The following is a 19,195-nucleotide window of genomic DNA, read 5'->3' as shown; positions in this document are numbered from 1 at the left end:
AAATCCAATTTCAAAGTAGTTAAGGTAAATTCGAAGATACTGCTACGGCTGGATAAACATTTCCTAATTTTTCTTTTAGTGAATTTGTTTTACCATTTAAATGTGCGTAATAAACTGCGTTCGACAACACATTTTTTACATAGGTTCTGGTTTCATTAAAAGGAATCGTCTCTGCAAAAATAGCTCCGTCTACCGGCTTTTTTAACGATTGTCGCCATTGCTTTGGTCGACTAGGTCCCGCATTATAGGCGGCGGATGCTAAACCCCAAGAACCATCTAAATCACCCAGTACCATATTTAAATAGTTACACCCAATTATCAAATTAGTATTGATTTCAGAAAGATTCTCAGGACGAAAATCTGCTAAGCCTATTTTTTTAGCCACATACTTACCAGTCGTAGGCATCACTTGCATTAGACCTGAAGCACCCACGCCTGATTTAGCAGAAATAATAAATCGTGACTCTTGACGAATTAAGCCATAGACCCAATGGATATCTAAATTAATTTTTTGAGTAATCGGATTTAGTTTTTCGATATAAGGTGTAGGGTATCGTAACGAAAAATTATGTTCTGATTTTGTTCGGTCTGCTGTGTTTACTGTTCTATCTAATAAGCCAATTTTTTTTCCGTATTCAGCTGCTGCAATCAACTCACGATCGGATAAATTTCTTAGTTCCCAATTCCACTCCCGATTACCCTCTGTTCTCAGATTCATCGCGTATAACTTCGCCGCCTTATCGAAGGCGGGATGATTAAGAGCAATCGCTGTGATTTCGGGATCACTTACCGTCACTTTTGTCGGAATCGTAATAGGCTTATTTAATTCTTCGAGCGCCAGTTGTCCATAGAAGTTAAATTGCGATGATATGGACAGAAAATACTCATTTGCTCTTGGGTCTTTGAGTTCCTTCAATGCACGACCATACCAATAGGTCCAGGCGGGATCTCGTTGCCGAATCCAATCTGGCATTCCATCAATGGACTCTTTCACAAATTTCCAATCTTTTTCTTTTAGCGCTGCTCGGACTTTCCATTCAGAAGATTCTGGCGATAACAACGTACTGTCACTTAATTGATGTTGACGCTTAAATGCCTCCAGTGCCTTTGGATCTTGTTTTTTTGCCAGAAACTGACCAACTACACCATACATTAAGCCTCGATTCTCCGCGGATCCAGAAAAATCAAATTCTTCGAGTTTGATTAAAGCAGTGGTCGGATTCGTTCTTGCCAATTTAACCATTTCAAAAATTGGATCATTACTTATTTTTTTGGAAAGAGTATCCAGGCCATTTTCAGATGCAATTCGGCTAATTGCTTCTGCCTCAGATTGAGATAGCCCGCCTCGCGCCTGTAAAGCTTGGACAGCATCTGGACAGGCATCACCAAAATATCTTGAATCCAAAATGGCGGCACGTGCAGCCAAACCCACCTGTTTAGGATTTTCGCCTTTATACAATCTAGCAAGAAAGGAATAGCACTTCACCTGCGTATCATCATCTAAAGCAAATTGTGCATACTGACGATCCACTTCATTCCAATCTCTGCGTTTTCCTAAAACCAAAATCCAGTCATTCCGTAGTCGATCTGCAAGGCCAGAATCTTTATATCGTTGTAAGAATCTTTCCACTTCACGATCAGCATCCGTAGCAGGATTAGCGCGTCCTGAAGACTCGTACAGACGCGGTTTTAATTTAAAGTATTCGACGTAATCTTGCATAGGATAATCTTTCAGATTTCCAGCAATTTGTATCGCTTTTAATAAATCATTTTGACGGGCAGCTTCTCTTAAATCAATGAATAAGAGATCCTTATCGGTCAATTCTTGAGAGTTGGTACCCTTATTATTTTGACTTTGTGCTTGCGTATTTTCGCTAGCATTTTTCGTGGTCGATCCATTTTTTGTATTTTTTACTTCTTTTGCCCATAAATGACTAAAGGATACAAAACAAGTAATAATAGAAAATATTAAAGTAACTTGAAAATACTTAGTTAAGGATGGTTTTAAATGGCGCATATATTCTTACTAAAGACCCTTTCAACGGATATGAACTCCTATGCATGAAGAACAAAATAAATCGGCAAGAAAACAATTGATCGAATTGCGCAAGGAACGACAAGCTCAACTTGCTACATCACCTCATTTTGAAAATCTACTGCATAGTAGGATTTTAATGGCTATACAGAAAATCGACACGTTATATTCATTAAATATAAAAAATATCGCTTTTTATTGGCCAATTCACGGTGAGCTTGATCTAAAGGGGGCTTTATTAGAGTGGCAAAGCTATGATTCTAATAGAAAACTTGCATTACCAGTCACTCAATACCAACAAGCTTTACGATTTTGCGCTTGGGATGATAAAACGACAATGAAAAAGGGGTTTGCTAATATTCCTGAGCCATGCAGTGAAGAATTCATCCTGCCAGATTTAATTATTGCACCTTGTGTCGGATGGTTTTTTGCGAATCATAAAATTTGGCGAATTGGCTATGGCGGGGGTTACTACGACAGAACCATGGAAGCCTATCAAGAGCAAAAGATTAAGCCTTTTTTATTAGGAACTGCTCTAGAACTTTCCCAAACAGATCACCCCATTTGGCAACCGCAACCTCATGACCACCCATTACAAGCCCTACTCACAGAATCCTCACTTTATTTGATGCCCCAATGATGAGAAAGTTACTCAAGGCGATGTGTCAAAATTTTTTCATTCTTCTCTTTGGCTGTTTTTTTAGTTTGTTCGTCCAAGCCAAATCCGATTACTTGCTGCCAACCTCGGTAGTTAATCTCTATTTGCAATTGCATTCACCGATTACCAAAGACTTTTCGCCATTTTTAATCATCCAATTAAACAATACCGACGTTTCTACTAGTGAAAGTTCCCAACGAATCCAAGCGTTGAGCTCGATCTCCATTCTTCTCCCTAATCAAAGACCAATCAAAGGCAGAATTAACTTTAGCTCATCCTTCCACTATGATAATTTGACAAAAAAAATTATCTTGGTTCAACCTCAAATAGAGTCTATCGAAGTTGAAAATAAGTATGCCTCTACAGAGCAACAGTTAGCACAGGTTAACCCTGTAATCGCCCAACTTTTAAATGGCATCACGGTGTACGAATTTACCAATAAAAATGCGATGACACCATCGGTACCATCGCATATTCAATTGGAAGCACAAGGCATCCGGTTTTACTTCGATTAAGCTAGATTTTTGACAATCTGAATCGTAGGTTCTGCCATATTTAAAGAATAAAAATGTAAACCTGGCGCTCCACCACTCATGAGTTGTAAGCACAAATCGCTCACAACTTCCTCGCCAAACGCTTTAATAGATTCCGTATCATCACCAAATCCTTCTAAGCGACGTCTTAACCAACGAGGAATTTCTGCACCGCAGGTATCAGAAAAGCGCATCAGTTGTGTAGAACTTGTAATTGGCATAATGCCAGGTACGATATCGATGCTTACACCGCGTGATTCCACATCATCTAAAAACTGAAAATAGGCATCTGAGTTAAAGAAATATTGGGTAATCGCTGAGTTTGCTCCTGCTTTCACTTTATTTACAAAGTGTTGCAAATCTGCTTCTGCAGAAATACTTTGCGGATGAAATTCAGGATACGCCGCTACTTCAATATGAAACCAATCACCGGTTTTTTCACGAATAAACGATACCAATTCATTAGCATGATGAAATTCGCCATATTGCCCCATGCCAGAAGGTAAATCTCCACGCAGAGCAACAATCCGCTTTACACCCATTTCTTGATAACGCTGAACGAGTGAGAGGACATTTTCTTTGGAACTGCCCACACAAGACAAATGAGGTGCTGCATCGTTCCCATTCGCCAGGAGTTGTTGAACCGTAGAAATGGTCCCTTCTTGAGTAGATCCTCCGGCACCAAAAGTTACCGAGCAAAAACTTGGTTTAATCGCCTCCGTAAGACGTTGCGAAACCAAATTTAATTTACTCGCGCCTTCTGGTGTTTTCGGAGGAAAAAACTCAACGCTAACTTCAATCTCAGAGATCTTCATTGACAAATTAATAACGATAGTGATCGGGTTTAAATGGACCGTTTTGTGATACGCCAATGTAATCTGCTTGGTCTGGTCGCAAAGTGGTCAACATAGCATTTAATGATCTTAATTGCAAAACTGCAACTTTTTCATCCAAGTGCTTCGGTAAAGTATAAACACCAATCGGATACTCATTCGTATTTGACTTCGTCCAAAGTTCAATTTGTGCAATCGTTTGATTGGCAAAAGAGGAGCTCATTACATATGAAGGATGGCCAGTACCACAACCTAAATTGACCAAACGACCTTTAGCTAAAATAATGATACGCTTTTCTGGCTGGCCATTAGCTGCTGGGAAAATGATATGGTCAACTTGTGGCTTAATTTCTTCCCAACGATATTTTTCCATACTAGCAACATCGATCTCATTATCAAAGTGACCGATATTACAGACAATCGCTTGGTTCTTCATTTTCAACATGTGCTCTTCAGTAATCACGTGATAATTACCAGTAGCTGATACGAAAATATCTGCTTTATCAGCAGCATAATCCATCGTTACAACACGATAACCTTCCATCGCAGCTTGCAAAGCACAAATCGGATCAACTTCAGTCACCCAAACCTGAGCTGATAGAGCGCGCAGGGCTTGAGCAGAACCTTTACCTACGTCACCATAACCAGCTACAACAGCAACTTTACCGGCAATCATAACGTCCGTTGCACGCTTAATCGCATCAACCAATGATTCACGGCAACCATAAAGATTGTCAAACTTACTCTTTGTTACGGAATCATTCACGTTAATTGCAGGGAACTTGAGATCGCCCTTTTTAAACATCTGATACAAACGATGCACACCAGTAGTCGTTTCTTCTGTTACACCTTTAACTTGTGCAAGTCTGATTGAGTACCAAGTTGGATCTTTTAAGAGTTTTGCTTTAATTGATGCATAAAGAATTGTTTCTTCTTCACTCGTTGGATTACTTAAAATGCTTAAATCTTTTTCTGCGCGGGCACCCAAGTGCAAGAGTAAAGTGGCATCACCGCCGTCATCCAAAATCATGTTCGAATAACCGCCATCTGTCCACTCAAAAATACGGTGTGTAAAGTCCCAGTATTGCTCTAAAGTTTCACCCTTAATCGCAAAAACTGGTGTTCCGTCTGCCACAATGGCTGAAGCTGCGTGATCTTGGGTAGAGTAAATATTGCAAGAAGCCCAACGGACTTGCGCTCCTAAAGCTTGTAATGTTTGAATCAAAACAGCTGTTTGAATCGTCATGTGGAGTGATCCAGTAATTCTGGCACCCTTGAGTGGTTGGGTTACTTTGTACTCATCACGAATTGCCATGAGTCCTGGCATTTCTGTTTCAGCAATTGCTATTTCTTTGCGACCAAAATCAGCTAAGGTAATATCTGCGATTTCAAAATCGTTAGAAGTGCCATTCATTGGTAAGTTCATATATTCTCCGATAAATTATTGGCATAATTGAGAGCAAAAAAAAGCCCACCAACCATGCATTACTAGGTTAGTGAGCGCCGTTGCTAAGGCCCAAAAGAGCCCCTTCAAGCCTGGGGTGTTTTCTCGTATTAAGAAAACATCCTCGCAACGCTCCTTGAAGAATTTTTACTATTATAAACCTGCTGCTGCTTTTAATGCTGCTGCCTTATCGGTTTTCTCCCATGTGAAATCTGGCTCTTCCCGACCGAAATGCCCATAAGCAGCTGTATTACGATAAATTGGGCGTAATAAATTCAACATTTGCACAATTCCTTTTGGTCTCAAATCAAAGTGTTCACTCACTAACTGAGCGATTTTCTCATCTGAGATCACGCCAGTTCCATAAGTACTCACCCATACAGATGTAGGTTTAGCTACACCGATAGCGTAGGAAACTTGCACTAAACACTTCGTAGCAAGACCGGCTGCTACTATATTTTTCGCCACGTAACGGGTTGCATAAGCTGCTGAACGATCAACTTTTGAAGGATCTTTACCCGAGAATGCACCACCACCATGAGGGCATGAACCACCATAGGTATCCACAATAATTTTACGGCCAGTTAGACCGCAATCACCTTGTGGGCCGCCAATTACAAATCGACCAGTAGGGTTTACCAAATATTTAATTTCGCCTTTGATTAATTCTTTTGGCAATACTGGTTTAATGATTTCCTCAATTACCGCTTCTCTGAGAGCAGCTAACTCGATTTCTGGAGCATGCTGTGTTGACAACACTACTGTATCAATCGAATGCGGCATGCCATCAACATAACGCAAGGTCACTTGTGACTTTGCGTCTGGACGGAGCCAAGACAAGCGACCATCTCTTCTTAACTGGGACTGACGCTCCACCAAACGATGCGATAAGTGAATTGGTAGGGGCATTAATTCTGGAGTTTCATTAACGGCATAACCGAACATTAAGCCTTGATCGCCAGCGCCCATGTTTAATGGATCATCCTCAGCACTGTCAACACCTTGCTTGATGTCAGGACTTTGTTTGTCATACGCAACTAATACGGCGCAACCTTTGTAATCAATACCGTATTCTGTATTGTCATAGCCAATTGACTTCAGCGTATCTCTAGCTACTTTAATGTAGTCAACATTGGCTGTTGTCGTAATTTCACCTGCCAAAACAACGAGGCCTGTGTTGCAAAGGGTTTCTGCTGCGACCCTTGCTGTTGGGTCTTGCGCAATAATTGCGTCAAGGATTGAATCTGAAATTTGATCGGAGACTTTGTCTGGATGTCCTTCGGATACGGACTCAGAGGTAAAAAGATAATCATTCGCCATGCTATGGATTCCTAAAATAAGTTATGACAACACGTGCCGAAAACTTATCCATGCGGCGACGCTTTAGCAGAATTTTTGATTCGCCCTGCAAGTTGTCTTTAACTCGGCGACTTTAAAACATTTATCCTATTATATCTTTAAAAGAATATTTTTTCAAATCCACAAAAATTGCATATCATAGTGGCATGAGATGGATTATTTACTTTTTAGGCTATTTGCCCCTGAGATGGCTTCAATGGATTGGGGCTTTATTAGGCTTTTTAACTTTCCAATTTTCAAAAAGTGATCGCCGTTATATTCTTGAAAACACATCCCTTGCGACAAAAAAATATCAGGTAAAGATTGATTCGATTGCTTGTGCAAAGGCTTCAGGAATGTTATTAACTGATAGTCTTTGGATTTGGCGCAACCCCCAAAAGGCGCTTTCTATGACTGAAATTAGGGATTGGGATTTGGTAGAAACTGCTTTTGCTGAAGGTCGTGGCTTATTGATGCTAACCCCTCATTTAGGTGCCTTTGAAATGATTCCAAGGGTATTGGCTGAACACTTTACGGCGACAATTATTTATAAGCCTGCCAAACAGGCTTGGTTAAATGAGCTGATTGAAAAAGGGCGCGCCCATCCGCAAATGAATTTTGTACCTGCAAATTTGCAGGGGGTACGACAGGTGGCTAGAGCTCTTCAAAAGGGTGAGGCGGTTGGTATTTTGCCAGATCAAGTACCGGGAGATGGGGAGGGGGTTTGGGCGCCGTTCTTCGGTAAATTGGCTTACACAGCTGTACTTCCTGCCAAGATTGCCAATAAGAATGCCGTGCCGACCATCATTTTTTCTGCGATTCGCAAACCCAAAGGTCAAGGTTGGGTGATGTATGCCAAAAGACTTGCAACACCTTTGAGTGCCATTTCTTCCGAGTCTGCGCAGCAAATTAACGAAGCCTTAGAAGAAGTGATAATTGATCACCCCGAGCAATATCTTTGGTCCTACAATCGTTACAAAGCTCCTATGGGAGTATCCGCTCCAGTAGCTGAATCGACTATCCCCTGATATCACTGAATGAAGTTCATATACCTTTTTCTCAATTACTTAGCCTTAGGTTTTTTATATTTTTTGTCCTGCTTGCCGATTAGAGTAAACCATCTTATTGGTGATCTTCTAGGAACGATTGCTAGTAAATTACCTATTGAGCGTACAAAAGTAGTTGAGATTAATTTACAGAAATGTTTTCCAGAATTATCAGATCAGGAGCGTGCAACGCTTGCTAAAAAAAATTGGCGTTTATTTGGTAGGAGTATGACGGAGAGAGCCTATTTTTGGGTGGGTTCAAAAAGAAAAATTAAAGAACTCGTAACCGTGCAGAGTGATGTGCCCTTAAACGATGGCACCCCAAGACTATTGGTTGGCATCCATTTAATGGGCATAGAAGCTGGGTCCATCGCCTTATCGCTGTATATGTCGGAATTAGGTATTAAAGATCCAACCACGCTTTATGTAAAGATGAAAAATAGTTTTTTTGATATTCGTATTCATCAATGGCGACAGCGGTTTGGCGCAAAGTTGTTAAACCGTTTACACTCCACTCGCGAATTATTACGTAGTGTTAAATCTGGCCATCCCGTTGTGATTTCTCCCGACATGGATCTTGGCCTGCAGGATTCCATCTTTGTCCCTTTCTTTGGTATTCAGACCTGTACCGTAACTTCCGTTTCTAGAATGGCGCAGTTAGCCAAAGTGGAGGTGTGTAGCTTCTCAACCTCACTAAATCCAGATGGAAAATCTTATACCTGCCACATTAGCAAACCTTGGGACAACTTTCCAAGTGGTGATGTCGTAAAAGATACTACAAGGTTAAACCAGCATTTTGAAGCACTCATCAGGCCTCGTATAGAAGAGTATTATTGGGTGCATAAGCGATTTAAAAATCGCCCCGACCAACAAGCTAAATTTTATTAAATATGCAACTTCACTTTACTAAAATGCATGGTGCTGGCAATGACTTTATTGTGATTGATGGTATCCACCAAGATCTCTCTGATATGAGTCGTGCACAATGGCGTTTTTTAGCAGATCGACAATTTGGGATTGGTGCTGATCAAATTTTATTAATTGAAAAACCAACTCGTCCTGACGCCGAATTTAAATATCGCATCATTAACCATGATGGCTCAGAAGTAGAACAGTGCGGTAATGGATCGAGGTGCTTTGTACGTTTTGTTCGAGAAAAAAATCTAACGGACAAAAAACAAATTAAGGTGGAGGTAGCCCATACTTTACTAACCCTCAGTGAAAAAGATCACGGTTTAGTGGAAGTAAATATGGGAGCACCCATCCTAGACTTGCCAATCATTCCCTTCAATCCAAAAGATCTTGAATCAAATATAGTCGCCAACACGACCAATTATTTATTACCGACACCACAAGGATCTTTTTGGATTACCCCTGTTTCGATGGGTAATCCACATGCTGTTCAAGTCGTTGATTCGGTCGATGAAGCGCCGGTTCTCTTAACCGGTCCTTTAATTGAACATCACCCAAGTTTTCCGGCGCGTGTTAACGCAGGATTTATGCAAATCATTGATCGCCAAACGATTCGCTTGAGAGTGTTTGAACGTGGTTCAGGAGAAACTCTATCTTGTGGCACAGGCGCCTGCGCTGCAGTTGTTGCAGGCATCTTACAAGGCCTGCTGGATTCTCCTGTGGCGGTTCACACCAAAGGTGGAGAACTCTTGATTGAGTGGCAATACCTAACTGAGGGTGTTGGAGCAAATGTCATGATGACTGGACCGGCCGCCACGGTATTTGAAGGCAAAATTGATGTCCCATCCTTATAAGTTAAGGCTATTTGATACCATAGCTATTACGATAAGCTTGTACTGCTGATAAATTTTGCTGTAGATTTTCATCAGATGTATTTTGTAAAAAATCCAGTAAATCTTGTAAATTCGCAATTGCGATAACAGGAATACCAAACTCTTCCCGAACTGCTTGCACGGCTGAGAATTCGCCAACATTGACTGCGTCACCAGAACGTTCCATCCGGTCTAAGGCAATGAGAACCGCACAGGGCTGTGCCCCAGCTTTTTTAATGATTTCTACGGACTCACGAACTGAGGTGCCTGCAGAGATCACATCATCGATAATCACTACCTTACCTTGTAGTTTTGCGCCTACGAGTGTGCCGCCCTCACCGTGGTCTTTTACTTCTTTACGGTTGTAGGCGAAGGGGATATTTTTATTTTTCTTGGCTAATGCGACTGCCGTAGTGGCTGCCAAGGTAATTCCTTTATAGGCTGGGCCGAATAACATATCAAATTCGATTTGGCTCGCTAGCAAGGCATTGGCATAAAACTCCCCTAAGGCGCCCAATCTTGCTCCATCATTAAAATCGCCAGCATTAAAAAAATAAGGGGACATACGACCCGCTTTAGTTTTGAAAGATCCAAAGGCTAAGACTTTAGCATCTAGAGAAAACTGGATAAATTCGAAAGAGTTTGAGTTCATAGTGAATAAGATAAGATTGATTTAGTATATTTTAAGTCGCTATAGATTTTGCTTTCTCTTTTGTTTACACACACTCATTATGATGTTATTTAAGATGTATAATGATGCTTTAAATGATGCGTAGAGAAGCTAAAATGAGAACTACAGTAACGATTGATGATTCTTTATATGAGAAGGCTTTAGAACTTGCTGACCCTTCAATGGATAAGTCTGATTTGTTCCGAGAGGCGATTAAGACTTTCGTTCGTGTAAGAGCAGCAAAGCGTTTAATAGCTTTAGGTGCCACAATGCCAGAGATGAATGATATTCCTCGCAGAGATGGTTCCGTTTGATGATTACTGTTTTAGTAGATACTTCTGTATGGATCAATCATTTCCGTATTCTTAACCCGAGATTAATTGACTTACTTGAATCAGATTCAGTACTTCTTCATCCCTTGGTAATCGCTGAGCTTGCATGTGGAACTCCGCCTTCAAGATCTAATACATTGTCTGACTTAAGCTCTCTGGAAAAGCCCCATTTGCCAAGCTTAGAAGAGGTAATGGACTTCATAGAACGAGAGTGCCTTTACGGAATGGGGTGTGGCATAGTTGATATGATTCTATTAGCATCCACCATCATCACATCCGGCTCTAGGTTATGGACTCTCGACAAAAGGCTTTTAACATTATCTGAAAAATTTGGGGTCATATACTCTCCTAATTTACACTGATAGACCAAAATAATCTCAGATGGTAAATCATCTTTTTTAAACTTCTTCTGACTCTTATGATAAAAATCGTTTCCGCCAACTTAAACGGCATCCGCGCTGCTACAAAAAAGGGCTTTTTACAATGGCTAGCAACAAGTGACGCTGATTTTGTTTGTTTACAAGAAATTAAAGCCCAAGCTAATGATCTTGGGAAAGAGTTTATAAAGCCTGGAAACTACCAAGGCTATTTTCATTTTGCGCAGAAAAAAGGCTACAGTGGCACTGGTATTTATACTCGCCATCAACCCGATGAAATCGTTACTGGCTTTGGTGTTGAAGAGTTTGATAACGAAGGGCGATACACGGCTCTTCGGTTTGGCAAGCGTTGGATCATCTCTGCCTATTTCCCATCGGGCTCTGCCTCTGAGGATCGACAAGCCGCAAAATTTAGATTTTTAGACGTCTTCTTGCCGTTTCTTGTGCAACTCAAAAAATCTGGTTGTGAAATTATTTTATGTGGCGATATCAATATCGCTCATCATGAAATCGATTTAAAGAACTGGAAGGGTAATGTCAAAAACTCTGGTTTTTTACCAGCTGAACGCGCTTGGTTAACTCACCTCTTTTCGCAAGAAGGGTTTACCGATGTTTATCGCTTATTAGAGCCAAATACAACGGACAGTTGCTACACATGGTGGAGTCAGCGCGGACAAGCTTATGCGAATAATGTTGGTTGGCGCATTGACTATCACATCGTCAGTGATGCATTAGCCAAAACTGCAAGGACTCAAAAGATTTATAAAGAAGAGCGGTTTTCTGATCACGCCCCGCTCATCATTGATTATGATTTTGTATTATCCGAATAAGGCTTTTCAAATTCTTTAGAAGCAAATTTTTCGACAAAATAAATGAGAATGAAAACTGGCATACCAATAATTGCTGTAAAAACAAAAAATTGTTGGTATCCAAAATGATCTACAAACATCCCTGAAAAACCTGCTAACCATTTTGGTACGATCAACATCATCGAGCTAAATAAAGCATACTGCGTTGCACTATATTGGATATTGGTAAGTGATGAGATGTAAGCAATAAAAGCAGCTGATGCAATGCCAGAACTTAAGTTATCGGCAGAAATCACAAAGATTAAGCCATAAAGGTCATGCCCGACAGTCGCTAGCCAAGCGAATAATAAATTACTCACCGCTGATAAAAAAGCACCCACCATTAGGATTCTTAAAATCCCAAAACGAATGGTTAATCCTCCACCGATAAAAGCACCTACGAGAGTCATAATGACACCAAAAACTTTCGAAGTAGCTGCCACCTCATCTTTGGTATAGCCCATATCCACATAAAAGGGGTTAGCCATAATGCCCATTACAACATCACTAATTCGGTAGACAGCGATTAAGGATAAGATCAAAATTGCGTACCATCCGTACCGACCAATAAACTCAGCAAAGGGTTGGAAAAATGCTTCTTTTAACCAAGCTAACGGATTTTTTGGTGACGTCTTCGTCATCGTTGGCGCATTCTCTTTTGAGATCAAGACAATAATGATGCCCGGCAACATGGAAGCAGCCATCCATCCATAGGCCACATGCCACGCATCTAAATCATATCCGGTACTTTCACCCTGTGCTCTTGCAGCCAACCATAAAGCTCCTGCTCCCGCCCAAATCATCGCTAAGCGATAACCGGTTTGATAGGCAGCCGCTAAGGCGCCCTGTTCCTCGGCAGAGGCTGATTCAATTCGGAAGGCATCTAGTGCAATGTCTTGAGTTGCTGAACCAAAGGCGACAAGAAGGGCACTCCACACTAAGATTGATAAATTCAGTACAGGGTTAGCTTGCGTCATCCCGAGCAAGCCTAAAATCACGAAGATCTGTGCTAAAAGCAACCAAGATTTACGTCGCCCAATTCTTTGACTGAAAAAGGGAATGGGTAAACGGTCAACTAGAGGTGCCCAAACCCATTTAAAGCCATACATCAAGCCAATCCAAGATAAGAATCCAATGGTCGTTCGATCAATACCGGCTTCCCGTAACCAAAAACTCAAAGTGCCTAAAACGAGTAAGAGTGGTAAACCAGCAGAAAAACCTAAGCCCAACATTCGGAGTGTGCGCCACTGGGTATATGTTTTAAGGATATTTACCCAGCTTTTGTTTTGATGATTTATTGATGATGAAGTTTTTGATATTTGCTCTTTGGCGGGATGAATATCTAATCTTGTCATTTCGTCGAACACACTCTATAAATTGCTAAACTACCAAAAAAATTACTGAACCAATTTACTCTCTGGCCGCCATCTAAAACAACCCGGTCGAGTATTGTAAGTCCAATTTGGTTGGCAAGCAATTCGAAGTCTGCAATCGTTAATACCCGCACATTAGGTGTGTCATACCAATGATAGGGCAGCGATTTTGAGACGGGCATCCGCCCCATTAAAACGTCAAGACGATGAGACCAATGGGCAAAATTAGGAAATGAGACAACACATTCTTTACCAACCCGTGCCACCTCATGCAAAATTTTCTCAGTTTGATGGATCGTTTGTAAGGTTTGAGAAAGCACCACCGTATCAAAGCTTTTATCCTCAAATAAAGCGAGTCCACCCTCTAAATCTTGCTGAATCACATTTAACCCACGGGAGACGCAAGCAAGTACACTTTGATCCGAAATCTCTACACCGTAAGTTTTTACCTGCTTCACTGCTTGGATAAACTCTAAAAACTCACCGTCACCACAGCCAACATCGAGTAGGCTTGAATGCGGTTTGATCCAATCAGCGATGGCGGAAAAATCAGCTCTGATATTCGAGTTCATTATTTCTCCCGCTTCATTTGATCAAAATAGGCTTTGATTAATTGGTGGTATCTTGGATCATCCAATAAGAAAGCGTCATGTCCATGCGGTGCATCAATTTCAGCATAAGATACTTCTTTTTGATTGTCTAATAAGGCTTTCACAATCTCACGACTACGGGACGGTGCAAAACGCCAATCGGTTGTAAAACTAATCACTAAAAATTTCGCCAGAACCTGACTTAACGCCTCATTCAGATTACCGTTAAAGGATTTTGCAGGGTCGAAATAATCGAGCACACGCGTAATGAGAAGATAGGTATTCGCATCAAAATACTCCGAGAATTTATCTCCTTGATACCGTAAATAACTTTCTACTTCAAATTCAGTATCGAAACTAAACCGATAATCTTGAGCTTCGTTCGTTGCTCTTCTGAGTGTTCGACCGAATTTCTGATCCATATCATCATCAGATAAATAAGTGACATGACCAACCATCCTCGCTACGCGCAAGCCACGATTGGGCACCACTCCATGAGCATAAAAATTACCGTCATGAAAATCGGGGTCACTCATAATGGCGCTTCTTGCAATTTGATTAAACGCGATATTTTGCGCAGATAAATTTGCAGCAGAAGCAATCACCACACAATGCTCTAATCGTTCTGGATACAAAATTGCCCAAGTTAGCGCTTGCATGCCTCCTAAGCTACCTCCCATTACGGCAGCGAATTTTTTGATTTGGAAGTGGTTTGCGACACGCTCTTGCGTCTTCACCCAATCTTCGACAGTTAAGACAGGAAATTGAGAGCCATAGGGTTCACCAGTACTAGGATTCTTGCTCATCGGTCCGGTTGAACCAAAACAAGATCCTAAATTATTAATCCCAATCACAAAATAATCATTTGTATCAACACACTTATCGGGACCAATTAAGTTATCCCACCAACCAACCTGCCCTTTTTCATTTACCCCAGCAACATGATGAGAGGCATTCAGGGCATGACAGACTAAGATTGCATTAGAACAATCTGCATTGAGTGTGCCATAGGTTTCTACAACCAGCGTATACGGCCCAAACGATGCGCCAGACTGAAGTTGTATCGGCTCAAAAAATTGTAGGTGATGTAATTGGGTATTTAAACTACTCATACCATCAAGATGATGTTAAGCGACGGCAAGGCATGCTCCATCGGTGATTTCTTAAAGCCACTTCTTGCAAACCGATGCCAGTTTCCAACGACAAAAGCCATGATCAAACTCGAACGACGACTAATTTCTTCAGGCTCCCAATTCAGATTTTGTTGAGTCTGCATAATTCTAAAAGACTGCTTCAATGAAGCTTCAACACGCTCTAAGAGTTGGTTGATCCGTTCTTGCAATCTAGCGTCCTCTTGAAATAATGAATCCCCGAGTAACACTCTTGTCATTCCGGGATTTTTTTCTGCAAATGCCAACAAAATAGAAGCGATTTCTTTAATCTGTTGCATGCCGTTTTCATCTCTCGTGATAATTTGATTGATGAGTCCAAAAATACTTTGTTCGATAAAGGCAATTAAGCCATCAAACATTTGTGCTTTACTGGCAAAATGACGATACAGTGCAGCCTCAGAAACCTGTATCTTAGCCGCGAGGGCTGAAGTTGTAACTCGATCGCCCTGGGGGTTTTCTAACATCTGAGCTAAAGCTTGTAAGATTTGAATACGCCGCTCACCTGGTTTTGGTCGTTTGCGAGCGCTGGTATCCAAATTATCAACAGTCGAGTTTTCGGTAGGTGAGGTACTCATTTTAGTTCGACCTGATCATTGTTCCAAAAGCTTGTTCTGTCAAAATTTCCAATAGAAGCGAATGTTCAATTCTACCGTCAATAATATGTACTGAGTTGACCCCACATCTTGCTGCATCTAAGGCTGAAGAGATTTTAGGTAGCATGCCACCTGAAATAGTACCATCGGCAAACAACTCGTCAATCTCTTTTGCAGATAAATCCGTTAATAATTCCCCTTTACTATTCATTACTCCAGGAATATTTGTCATCATTACTAATTTTTCTGCATTCAAAATCTCAGCCATTTTTCCTGCAACAACATCTGCATTAATGTTGTAAGCACGACCATCTTCACCAAAGCCAATCGGTGAGATCACTGGAATAAAGGCATCATCCTGTAAGGCTTTGACTACCGCAGGATTGATCGAACTAATTTCTCCTACAAAACCAATATCAATTTTCTTTAATGGATCATCCTTATCAGCCATCCAGAGTTTTTTTGCCTTAATCAGGCCACCATCTTTACCGGTTAAGCCAACAGCTTGACCGCCAAACTGATTAATCATCATGACTATATCTTGCTGAACTTCACCACCCAATACCCACTCGACAACTTCCATCGTCTCATCATCAGTTACACGCATACCTTGGATAAAGGTTCCCGCTTTACCAATTTTTCTTAATGCATCGTCAATTTGAGGTCCACCACCATGCACAACGACAGGGTTCATACCAACTAGTTTCAACAAAATCACATCTCTAGCAAAGCCTTCTTTGAGGCGTTCTTCCGTCATAGCGTTGCCGCCGTATTTAATGACGATTGTTTTACCATGGTATTTTTTAATATATGGCAGAGCCTCCGCTAGTATTTCAGCCTTGAGTATAGGTGCGATGTCACTTAAAGTGAGTTGGGTTTTGTCCATGTTTTTTAATTAGCGGTTATTTAGTGATACCAAATTTATTTTCTTATTTTAATAAGAATTTAATACATATTGCAGATTCTTTTTAGTAACAAAGGATTATTTGAAGATCAAAACACTATTATTTCATCTTCTAGCCAAATAGAATGGTAAATTAATGTCATGTTTGTTCAACAACCCTTACCCTTCGCTACCAATCGTCTAGTTATTTTTATCATAACTTTAACTCTACTTTGGACGCAATTTTTTGGATTGAGTCACTCTGTTCATCATGGGTTCGCTTCTGCTAAGACTGCATCATCGAGCACGAGTTATCAGAACTCCACAGATTTACAAGTTGAGCAAAGTCGTTTAGGCGGACTTCCAGGTAATATTCCGCCCAATTCTTCTCTGAATCATAACTGTTTAGCCTTAGACGCGTGCTCTTTAGCTACAGCGGTCTTTATCGCTTTCCAAGTCCCTTTAATCACTGCACTCGTCTTTTTCTTCAATACTCTTATTAACCCCCGCGAGTTCTACAAAAAACTTTACTGGAATTTTTTAAGTAGAGCCCCCCCTTCAATCTCCTCCCGCTAATTAATCTTTCTTTGGTTTAGTTTTTAATCCATCTTTGTATGGGGAGTTGTTATGTATTGTTTTCAAAAGAGTTTTGTTTTTTTCTTGGTCTATTGCGTTACATCAATGAATCTCACCCTCTGTCTAGCACAAGATGTTTTGCCGAAGCAGAATCAAGCTTATACAGAATTAGAGGAAATCACGATTACGGGATCTGCTTCTAAGCAGGGTGATGCAGCACTATCCTTACCAATAGTTAATGTTTCACAACAAGATACCAGCAACTTAGGTAATTTATTGAGTGGAGAATTAGGAGTCAGTAGCACTTCTTTTGGCAACAATGCCAGTCGCCCAGTTCTAAGAGGCATGTCAGGCAGTCGAGTGCCCATTTTACAAAATGGGATGGGCTCTGGTGATCTATCAAGTCTTTCAGATGACCATGCTGTTAGTTCCGACCCGGTCTTTTTACAAAAAATACAAGTCCTCAGAGGTAGTGAAGCTCTCAGATTTGGAGCAGGCTCTAGTGCTGGATTAATCACGCTCGAAAATAACCGCATTGCCGAAGAGCAACCTACTAGCCCTTATACAGAATTCCAATCTCAATATAACTTTCAAAATCAGGGCTTTTTAGCTGGGGTCTTAACCGAAGGATCTGTCGGACCTTGGTCGCTTCATTTTGATGGTGTTAAAAAATCAAGTAATGATTATGTTCGCCCAGATGGCATGACTCAAAATTATTCATCCCAGCAATTATCAGATCTTGGCTTTGGTGCTACTTTTCATGGTGATCAATCCTACACAGGAATTTCCTATGGTGAATATCGGAATAATTATGGTATTCCTTCTGTCGAAGGCTCTTTTATTGATTTACTCCAAAAAAGGCTGGATCTGGTCCATGTAATCAAAAATCCTATTGAAGGTTTCTCAAAATTAGACCTTAAATATGCTTATACCAATTATCAGCATACTGAGAATTCAGTCGACCACATTCCTCAAACCAACTTCACAAATGTTGTGAATCAAGTCCGTTTAGAGGCTTTTCATGATGTTTACGCGAACTGGTTCGGTTCTCTAGGGCTTCAACTGCGCAGTGGGAAATTAGGCGCTATTGACCTTACTAGCGTTGGAAATACCGCGGCAGTTATTCCATCAACTCAATCAAATAGTCTGGCAATCTTTTTGGTTGAAAATACTTCCCTTGCGGCAATTGACTTTAAAACCGGCCTTCGATTCGAAAAAACAAACCAAAGTCCTGATAGCAGCATGGCCTATACGGATCATCCACAATTCTCTAATCCTGGCGGATATAGCCCTCCTAAGAGGGTAGATGTTCAAGAAAACTTATTATCTGCCTCGGGTAGTGCCTTTTGGAATTATGCTGAGGGTTATAAGACGGGTTTGACCTTGCAAATGATTCAACGAGCGCCATCCGTTGATGAATTATATGCGTATGGTAACCATGATTCCACTGCGACTTTTGACATTGGTAACTCCTCCTTAAGCAAAGAATCTACCTATCAAATTGAATGGGCTTGGCGGAAAACACAAGGCCTTTGGCAGGGCCAAATCAACCTTTATCAAAATAAAACGAAGAATTATATTTATGGGCTTTATACGAGTGAAAGTGATCTCGTCTCTAACTACCCCGTTAGACAGTTTACGCAAGCGAACGCAACACTCACTGGCTTTGAATCAGAATTACTATTAAATTCTCAAGGGCCCGGCTTTTCTGCCAGGTTATTTAGTGATGGCTCGAGAGGGACTTTTGATGATAACTCGAACCTCCCCTTACAACCCACTGTTCGAGTAGGTGGGCACGTTGGCTATGAACAGGGCTTATGGTCCTCAAAGCTAAGTTTGATTCATGGTTTAGGGCAAACTCGGTTAGCTACTTTTGAAACCTACTCGACGCCTAGTTATAACAAATTAGATTTTCGGGTTGCGCGCAAAATGAACTTTGGCTCGACCGATGGTAATCTTTATCTCATGGCGAATAATCTTTTGAATGATACGATTCGATACTCCACCACCGTCGAGTCAATTCGCATCAATGCCCCTCTAGCTGGCAGAAGTTTTATCTTAGGTCTAAGCGTATTTTATTAGAGAAGAAAAAACGCTAGAAGAATGTATG

The 19,195-nt window shown here is 40.9% G+C and carries 20 protein-coding genes and 1 riboswitch; of the genes, 10 read left to right on the top strand and 10 right to left on the bottom strand.

Annotated elements, in window-relative coordinates:
• Nucleotides 1-19: 19 nt before the first annotated feature.
• On the bottom strand, nucleotides 20-2,017 hold the full coding sequence (locus tag AOC35_RS13570; RefSeq protein ID WP_108647864.1) for a lytic transglycosylase domain-containing protein: 1,998 nt from the start codon (nucleotides 2,015-2,017) through the stop codon (nucleotides 20-22).
• A gap of 40 nt (nucleotides 2,018-2,057) precedes the next feature.
• On the opposite strand from AOC35_RS13570, the gene AOC35_RS13565 reads away from it, so the two are divergent.
• Nucleotides 2,058-2,675, top strand: a complete 618-nt coding sequence (locus tag AOC35_RS13565; protein ID WP_108647862.1) for a 5-formyltetrahydrofolate cyclo-ligase — start codon at nucleotides 2,058-2,060, stop codon at nucleotides 2,673-2,675.
• Nucleotides 2,675-3,208 carry a DUF1439 domain-containing protein gene (locus AOC35_RS13560; RefSeq protein WP_159077599.1) on the top strand — a complete coding sequence of 178 codons (534 nt, stop codon included), beginning with the start codon at nucleotides 2,675-2,677 and terminating at the stop codon, nucleotides 3,206-3,208. Before AOC35_RS13565 ends, AOC35_RS13560 begins: the two co-directional genes overlap by 1 nt.
• Here AOC35_RS13560 and metF read toward each other — a convergent pair.
• From metF to metK, 3 genes are all read right to left on the bottom strand, one after another.
• Complete coding sequence (gene metF / locus AOC35_RS13555) at nucleotides 3,205-4,041, bottom strand: methylenetetrahydrofolate reductase [NAD(P)H] (protein ID WP_211307525.1); 837 nt, start codon at nucleotides 4,039-4,041, stop codon at nucleotides 3,205-3,207. The two genes, AOC35_RS13560 and metF, sit on opposite strands and share 4 nt — an antisense overlap.
• Before the next feature lie 7 nt (nucleotides 4,042-4,048).
• Nucleotides 4,049-5,485, bottom strand: a complete 1,437-nt coding sequence (gene ahcY / locus AOC35_RS13550) for an adenosylhomocysteinase (RefSeq protein ID WP_425440631.1) — start codon at nucleotides 5,483-5,485, stop codon at nucleotides 4,049-4,051.
• A gap of 65 nt (nucleotides 5,486-5,550) precedes the next feature.
• A riboswitch (S-adenosyl-L-homocysteine riboswitch) is annotated at nucleotides 5,551-5,647 on the bottom strand.
• Between the two features lie 9 nt (nucleotides 5,648-5,656).
• Nucleotides 5,657-6,823 (bottom strand): methionine adenosyltransferase, encoded by a 1,167-nt coding sequence (gene metK / locus AOC35_RS13545; RefSeq protein WP_108647857.1) that lies wholly within the window; start codon nucleotides 6,821-6,823, stop codon nucleotides 5,657-5,659.
• 185 nt (nucleotides 6,824-7,008) lie between these two features.
• On the opposite strand from metK, the gene AOC35_RS13540 reads away from it, so the two are divergent.
• From AOC35_RS13540 to dapF, 3 genes are read left to right on the top strand one after another with little or no spacing between them, the layout of a single operon-like run.
• Nucleotides 7,009-7,869, top strand: coding sequence for a lysophospholipid acyltransferase family protein (locus AOC35_RS13540; RefSeq protein ID WP_108647855.1), 861 nt, complete (start codon nucleotides 7,009-7,011; stop codon nucleotides 7,867-7,869).
• 9 nt (nucleotides 7,870-7,878) lie between these two features.
• Nucleotides 7,879-8,775 carry an LpxL/LpxP family acyltransferase gene (locus AOC35_RS13535; protein WP_108647853.1) on the top strand — a complete coding sequence of 299 codons (897 nt, stop codon included), beginning with the start codon at nucleotides 7,879-7,881 and terminating at the stop codon, nucleotides 8,773-8,775.
• 2 nt (nucleotides 8,776-8,777) lie between these two features.
• Nucleotides 8,778-9,653, top strand: a complete 876-nt coding sequence (dapF, locus tag AOC35_RS13530) for a diaminopimelate epimerase (RefSeq protein WP_108647851.1) — start codon at nucleotides 8,778-8,780, stop codon at nucleotides 9,651-9,653.
• 7 nt (nucleotides 9,654-9,660) lie between these two features.
• On the opposite strand, the gene pyrE is transcribed toward dapF, so the two are convergent.
• Entirely contained in the window at nucleotides 9,661-10,323 is a 663-nt protein-coding gene (gene pyrE / locus AOC35_RS13525; RefSeq protein ID WP_108647849.1) for an orotate phosphoribosyltransferase, read from the bottom strand.
• A gap of 134 nt (nucleotides 10,324-10,457) precedes the next feature.
• Here pyrE and AOC35_RS13520 point away from each other — a divergent pair, with 134 nt between their 5' ends.
• The 3 genes from AOC35_RS13520 to AOC35_RS13510 are packed head-to-tail and all read left to right on the top strand — an operon-like array spanning nucleotide 10,458 to nucleotide 11,880.
• Entirely contained in the window at nucleotides 10,458-10,655 is a 198-nt protein-coding gene (locus tag AOC35_RS13520; protein ID WP_108648851.1) for a type II toxin-antitoxin system VapB family antitoxin, read from the top strand.
• A 2-nt stretch (nucleotides 10,656-10,657) separates the two neighbouring features.
• Nucleotides 10,658-11,035 (top strand): type II toxin-antitoxin system VapC family toxin, encoded by a 378-nt coding sequence (locus tag AOC35_RS15620; protein ID WP_108648850.1) that lies wholly within the window; start codon nucleotides 10,658-10,660, stop codon nucleotides 11,033-11,035.
• A 56-nt stretch (nucleotides 11,036-11,091) separates the two neighbouring features.
• Nucleotides 11,092-11,880: an exodeoxyribonuclease III gene (locus tag AOC35_RS13510; protein ID WP_108647847.1), complete on the top strand. Its 789-nt coding sequence runs from the start codon at nucleotides 11,092-11,094 to the stop codon at nucleotides 11,878-11,880.
• Here the strand turns inward: AOC35_RS13510 and AOC35_RS13505 are convergent.
• The 5 genes from AOC35_RS13505 to argB are packed head-to-tail and all read right to left on the bottom strand — an operon-like array spanning nucleotide 11,856 to nucleotide 16,512.
• Nucleotides 11,856-13,253 carry an AmpG family muropeptide MFS transporter gene (locus AOC35_RS13505; protein WP_425440630.1) on the bottom strand — a complete coding sequence of 466 codons (1,398 nt, stop codon included), beginning with the start codon at nucleotides 13,251-13,253 and terminating at the stop codon, nucleotides 11,856-11,858. The two genes, AOC35_RS13510 and AOC35_RS13505, sit on opposite strands and share 25 nt — an antisense overlap.
• Nucleotides 13,250-13,843, bottom strand: a complete 594-nt coding sequence (gene metW, locus AOC35_RS13500; RefSeq protein ID WP_108647845.1) for a methionine biosynthesis protein MetW — start codon at nucleotides 13,841-13,843, stop codon at nucleotides 13,250-13,252. Before metW ends, AOC35_RS13505 begins: the two co-directional genes overlap by 4 nt.
• Entirely contained in the window at nucleotides 13,843-14,973 is a 1,131-nt protein-coding gene (gene metX / locus AOC35_RS13495; RefSeq protein ID WP_108647843.1) for a homoserine O-succinyltransferase MetX, read from the bottom strand. The genes metW and metX overlap by 1 nt, the downstream gene beginning before the upstream one ends.
• Complete coding sequence (slmA, locus tag AOC35_RS13490) at nucleotides 14,970-15,608, bottom strand: nucleoid occlusion factor SlmA (RefSeq protein WP_108647841.1); 639 nt, start codon at nucleotides 15,606-15,608, stop codon at nucleotides 14,970-14,972. Before slmA ends, metX begins: the two co-directional genes overlap by 4 nt.
• 1 nt (nucleotide 15,609) lies before the next feature.
• Nucleotides 15,610-16,512 carry an acetylglutamate kinase gene (argB, locus tag AOC35_RS13485; RefSeq protein WP_108647839.1) on the bottom strand — a complete coding sequence of 301 codons (903 nt, stop codon included), beginning with the start codon at nucleotides 16,510-16,512 and terminating at the stop codon, nucleotides 15,610-15,612.
• 159 nt (nucleotides 16,513-16,671) lie between these two features.
• Here argB and AOC35_RS13480 point away from each other — a divergent pair, with 159 nt between their 5' ends.
• Together AOC35_RS13480 and AOC35_RS13475 are read left to right on the top strand one after the other, a co-directional pair.
• The gene (locus AOC35_RS13480) at nucleotides 16,672-17,085 is read left to right on the top strand and encodes a hypothetical protein (RefSeq protein WP_108647837.1); all 414 of its coding nucleotides are present in this window, start codon (nucleotides 16,672-16,674) and stop codon (nucleotides 17,083-17,085) included.
• A 105-nt stretch (nucleotides 17,086-17,190) separates the two neighbouring features.
• Nucleotides 17,191-19,167 carry a TonB-dependent receptor gene (locus tag AOC35_RS13475; protein WP_159077598.1) on the top strand — a complete coding sequence of 659 codons (1,977 nt, stop codon included), beginning with the start codon at nucleotides 17,191-17,193 and terminating at the stop codon, nucleotides 19,165-19,167.
• Nucleotides 19,168-19,195: the final 28 nt, after the last annotated feature.

This window comes from Polynucleobacter rarus (genome assembly GCF_003072505.1).
GTDB classification, from domain to species: domain Bacteria; phylum Pseudomonadota; class Gammaproteobacteria; order Burkholderiales; family Burkholderiaceae; genus Polynucleobacter; species Polynucleobacter rarus.
The sequence above is the reverse complement of the archived record's forward strand: the minus strand, read 5'-3'. Positions and strand labels throughout refer to the sequence as shown.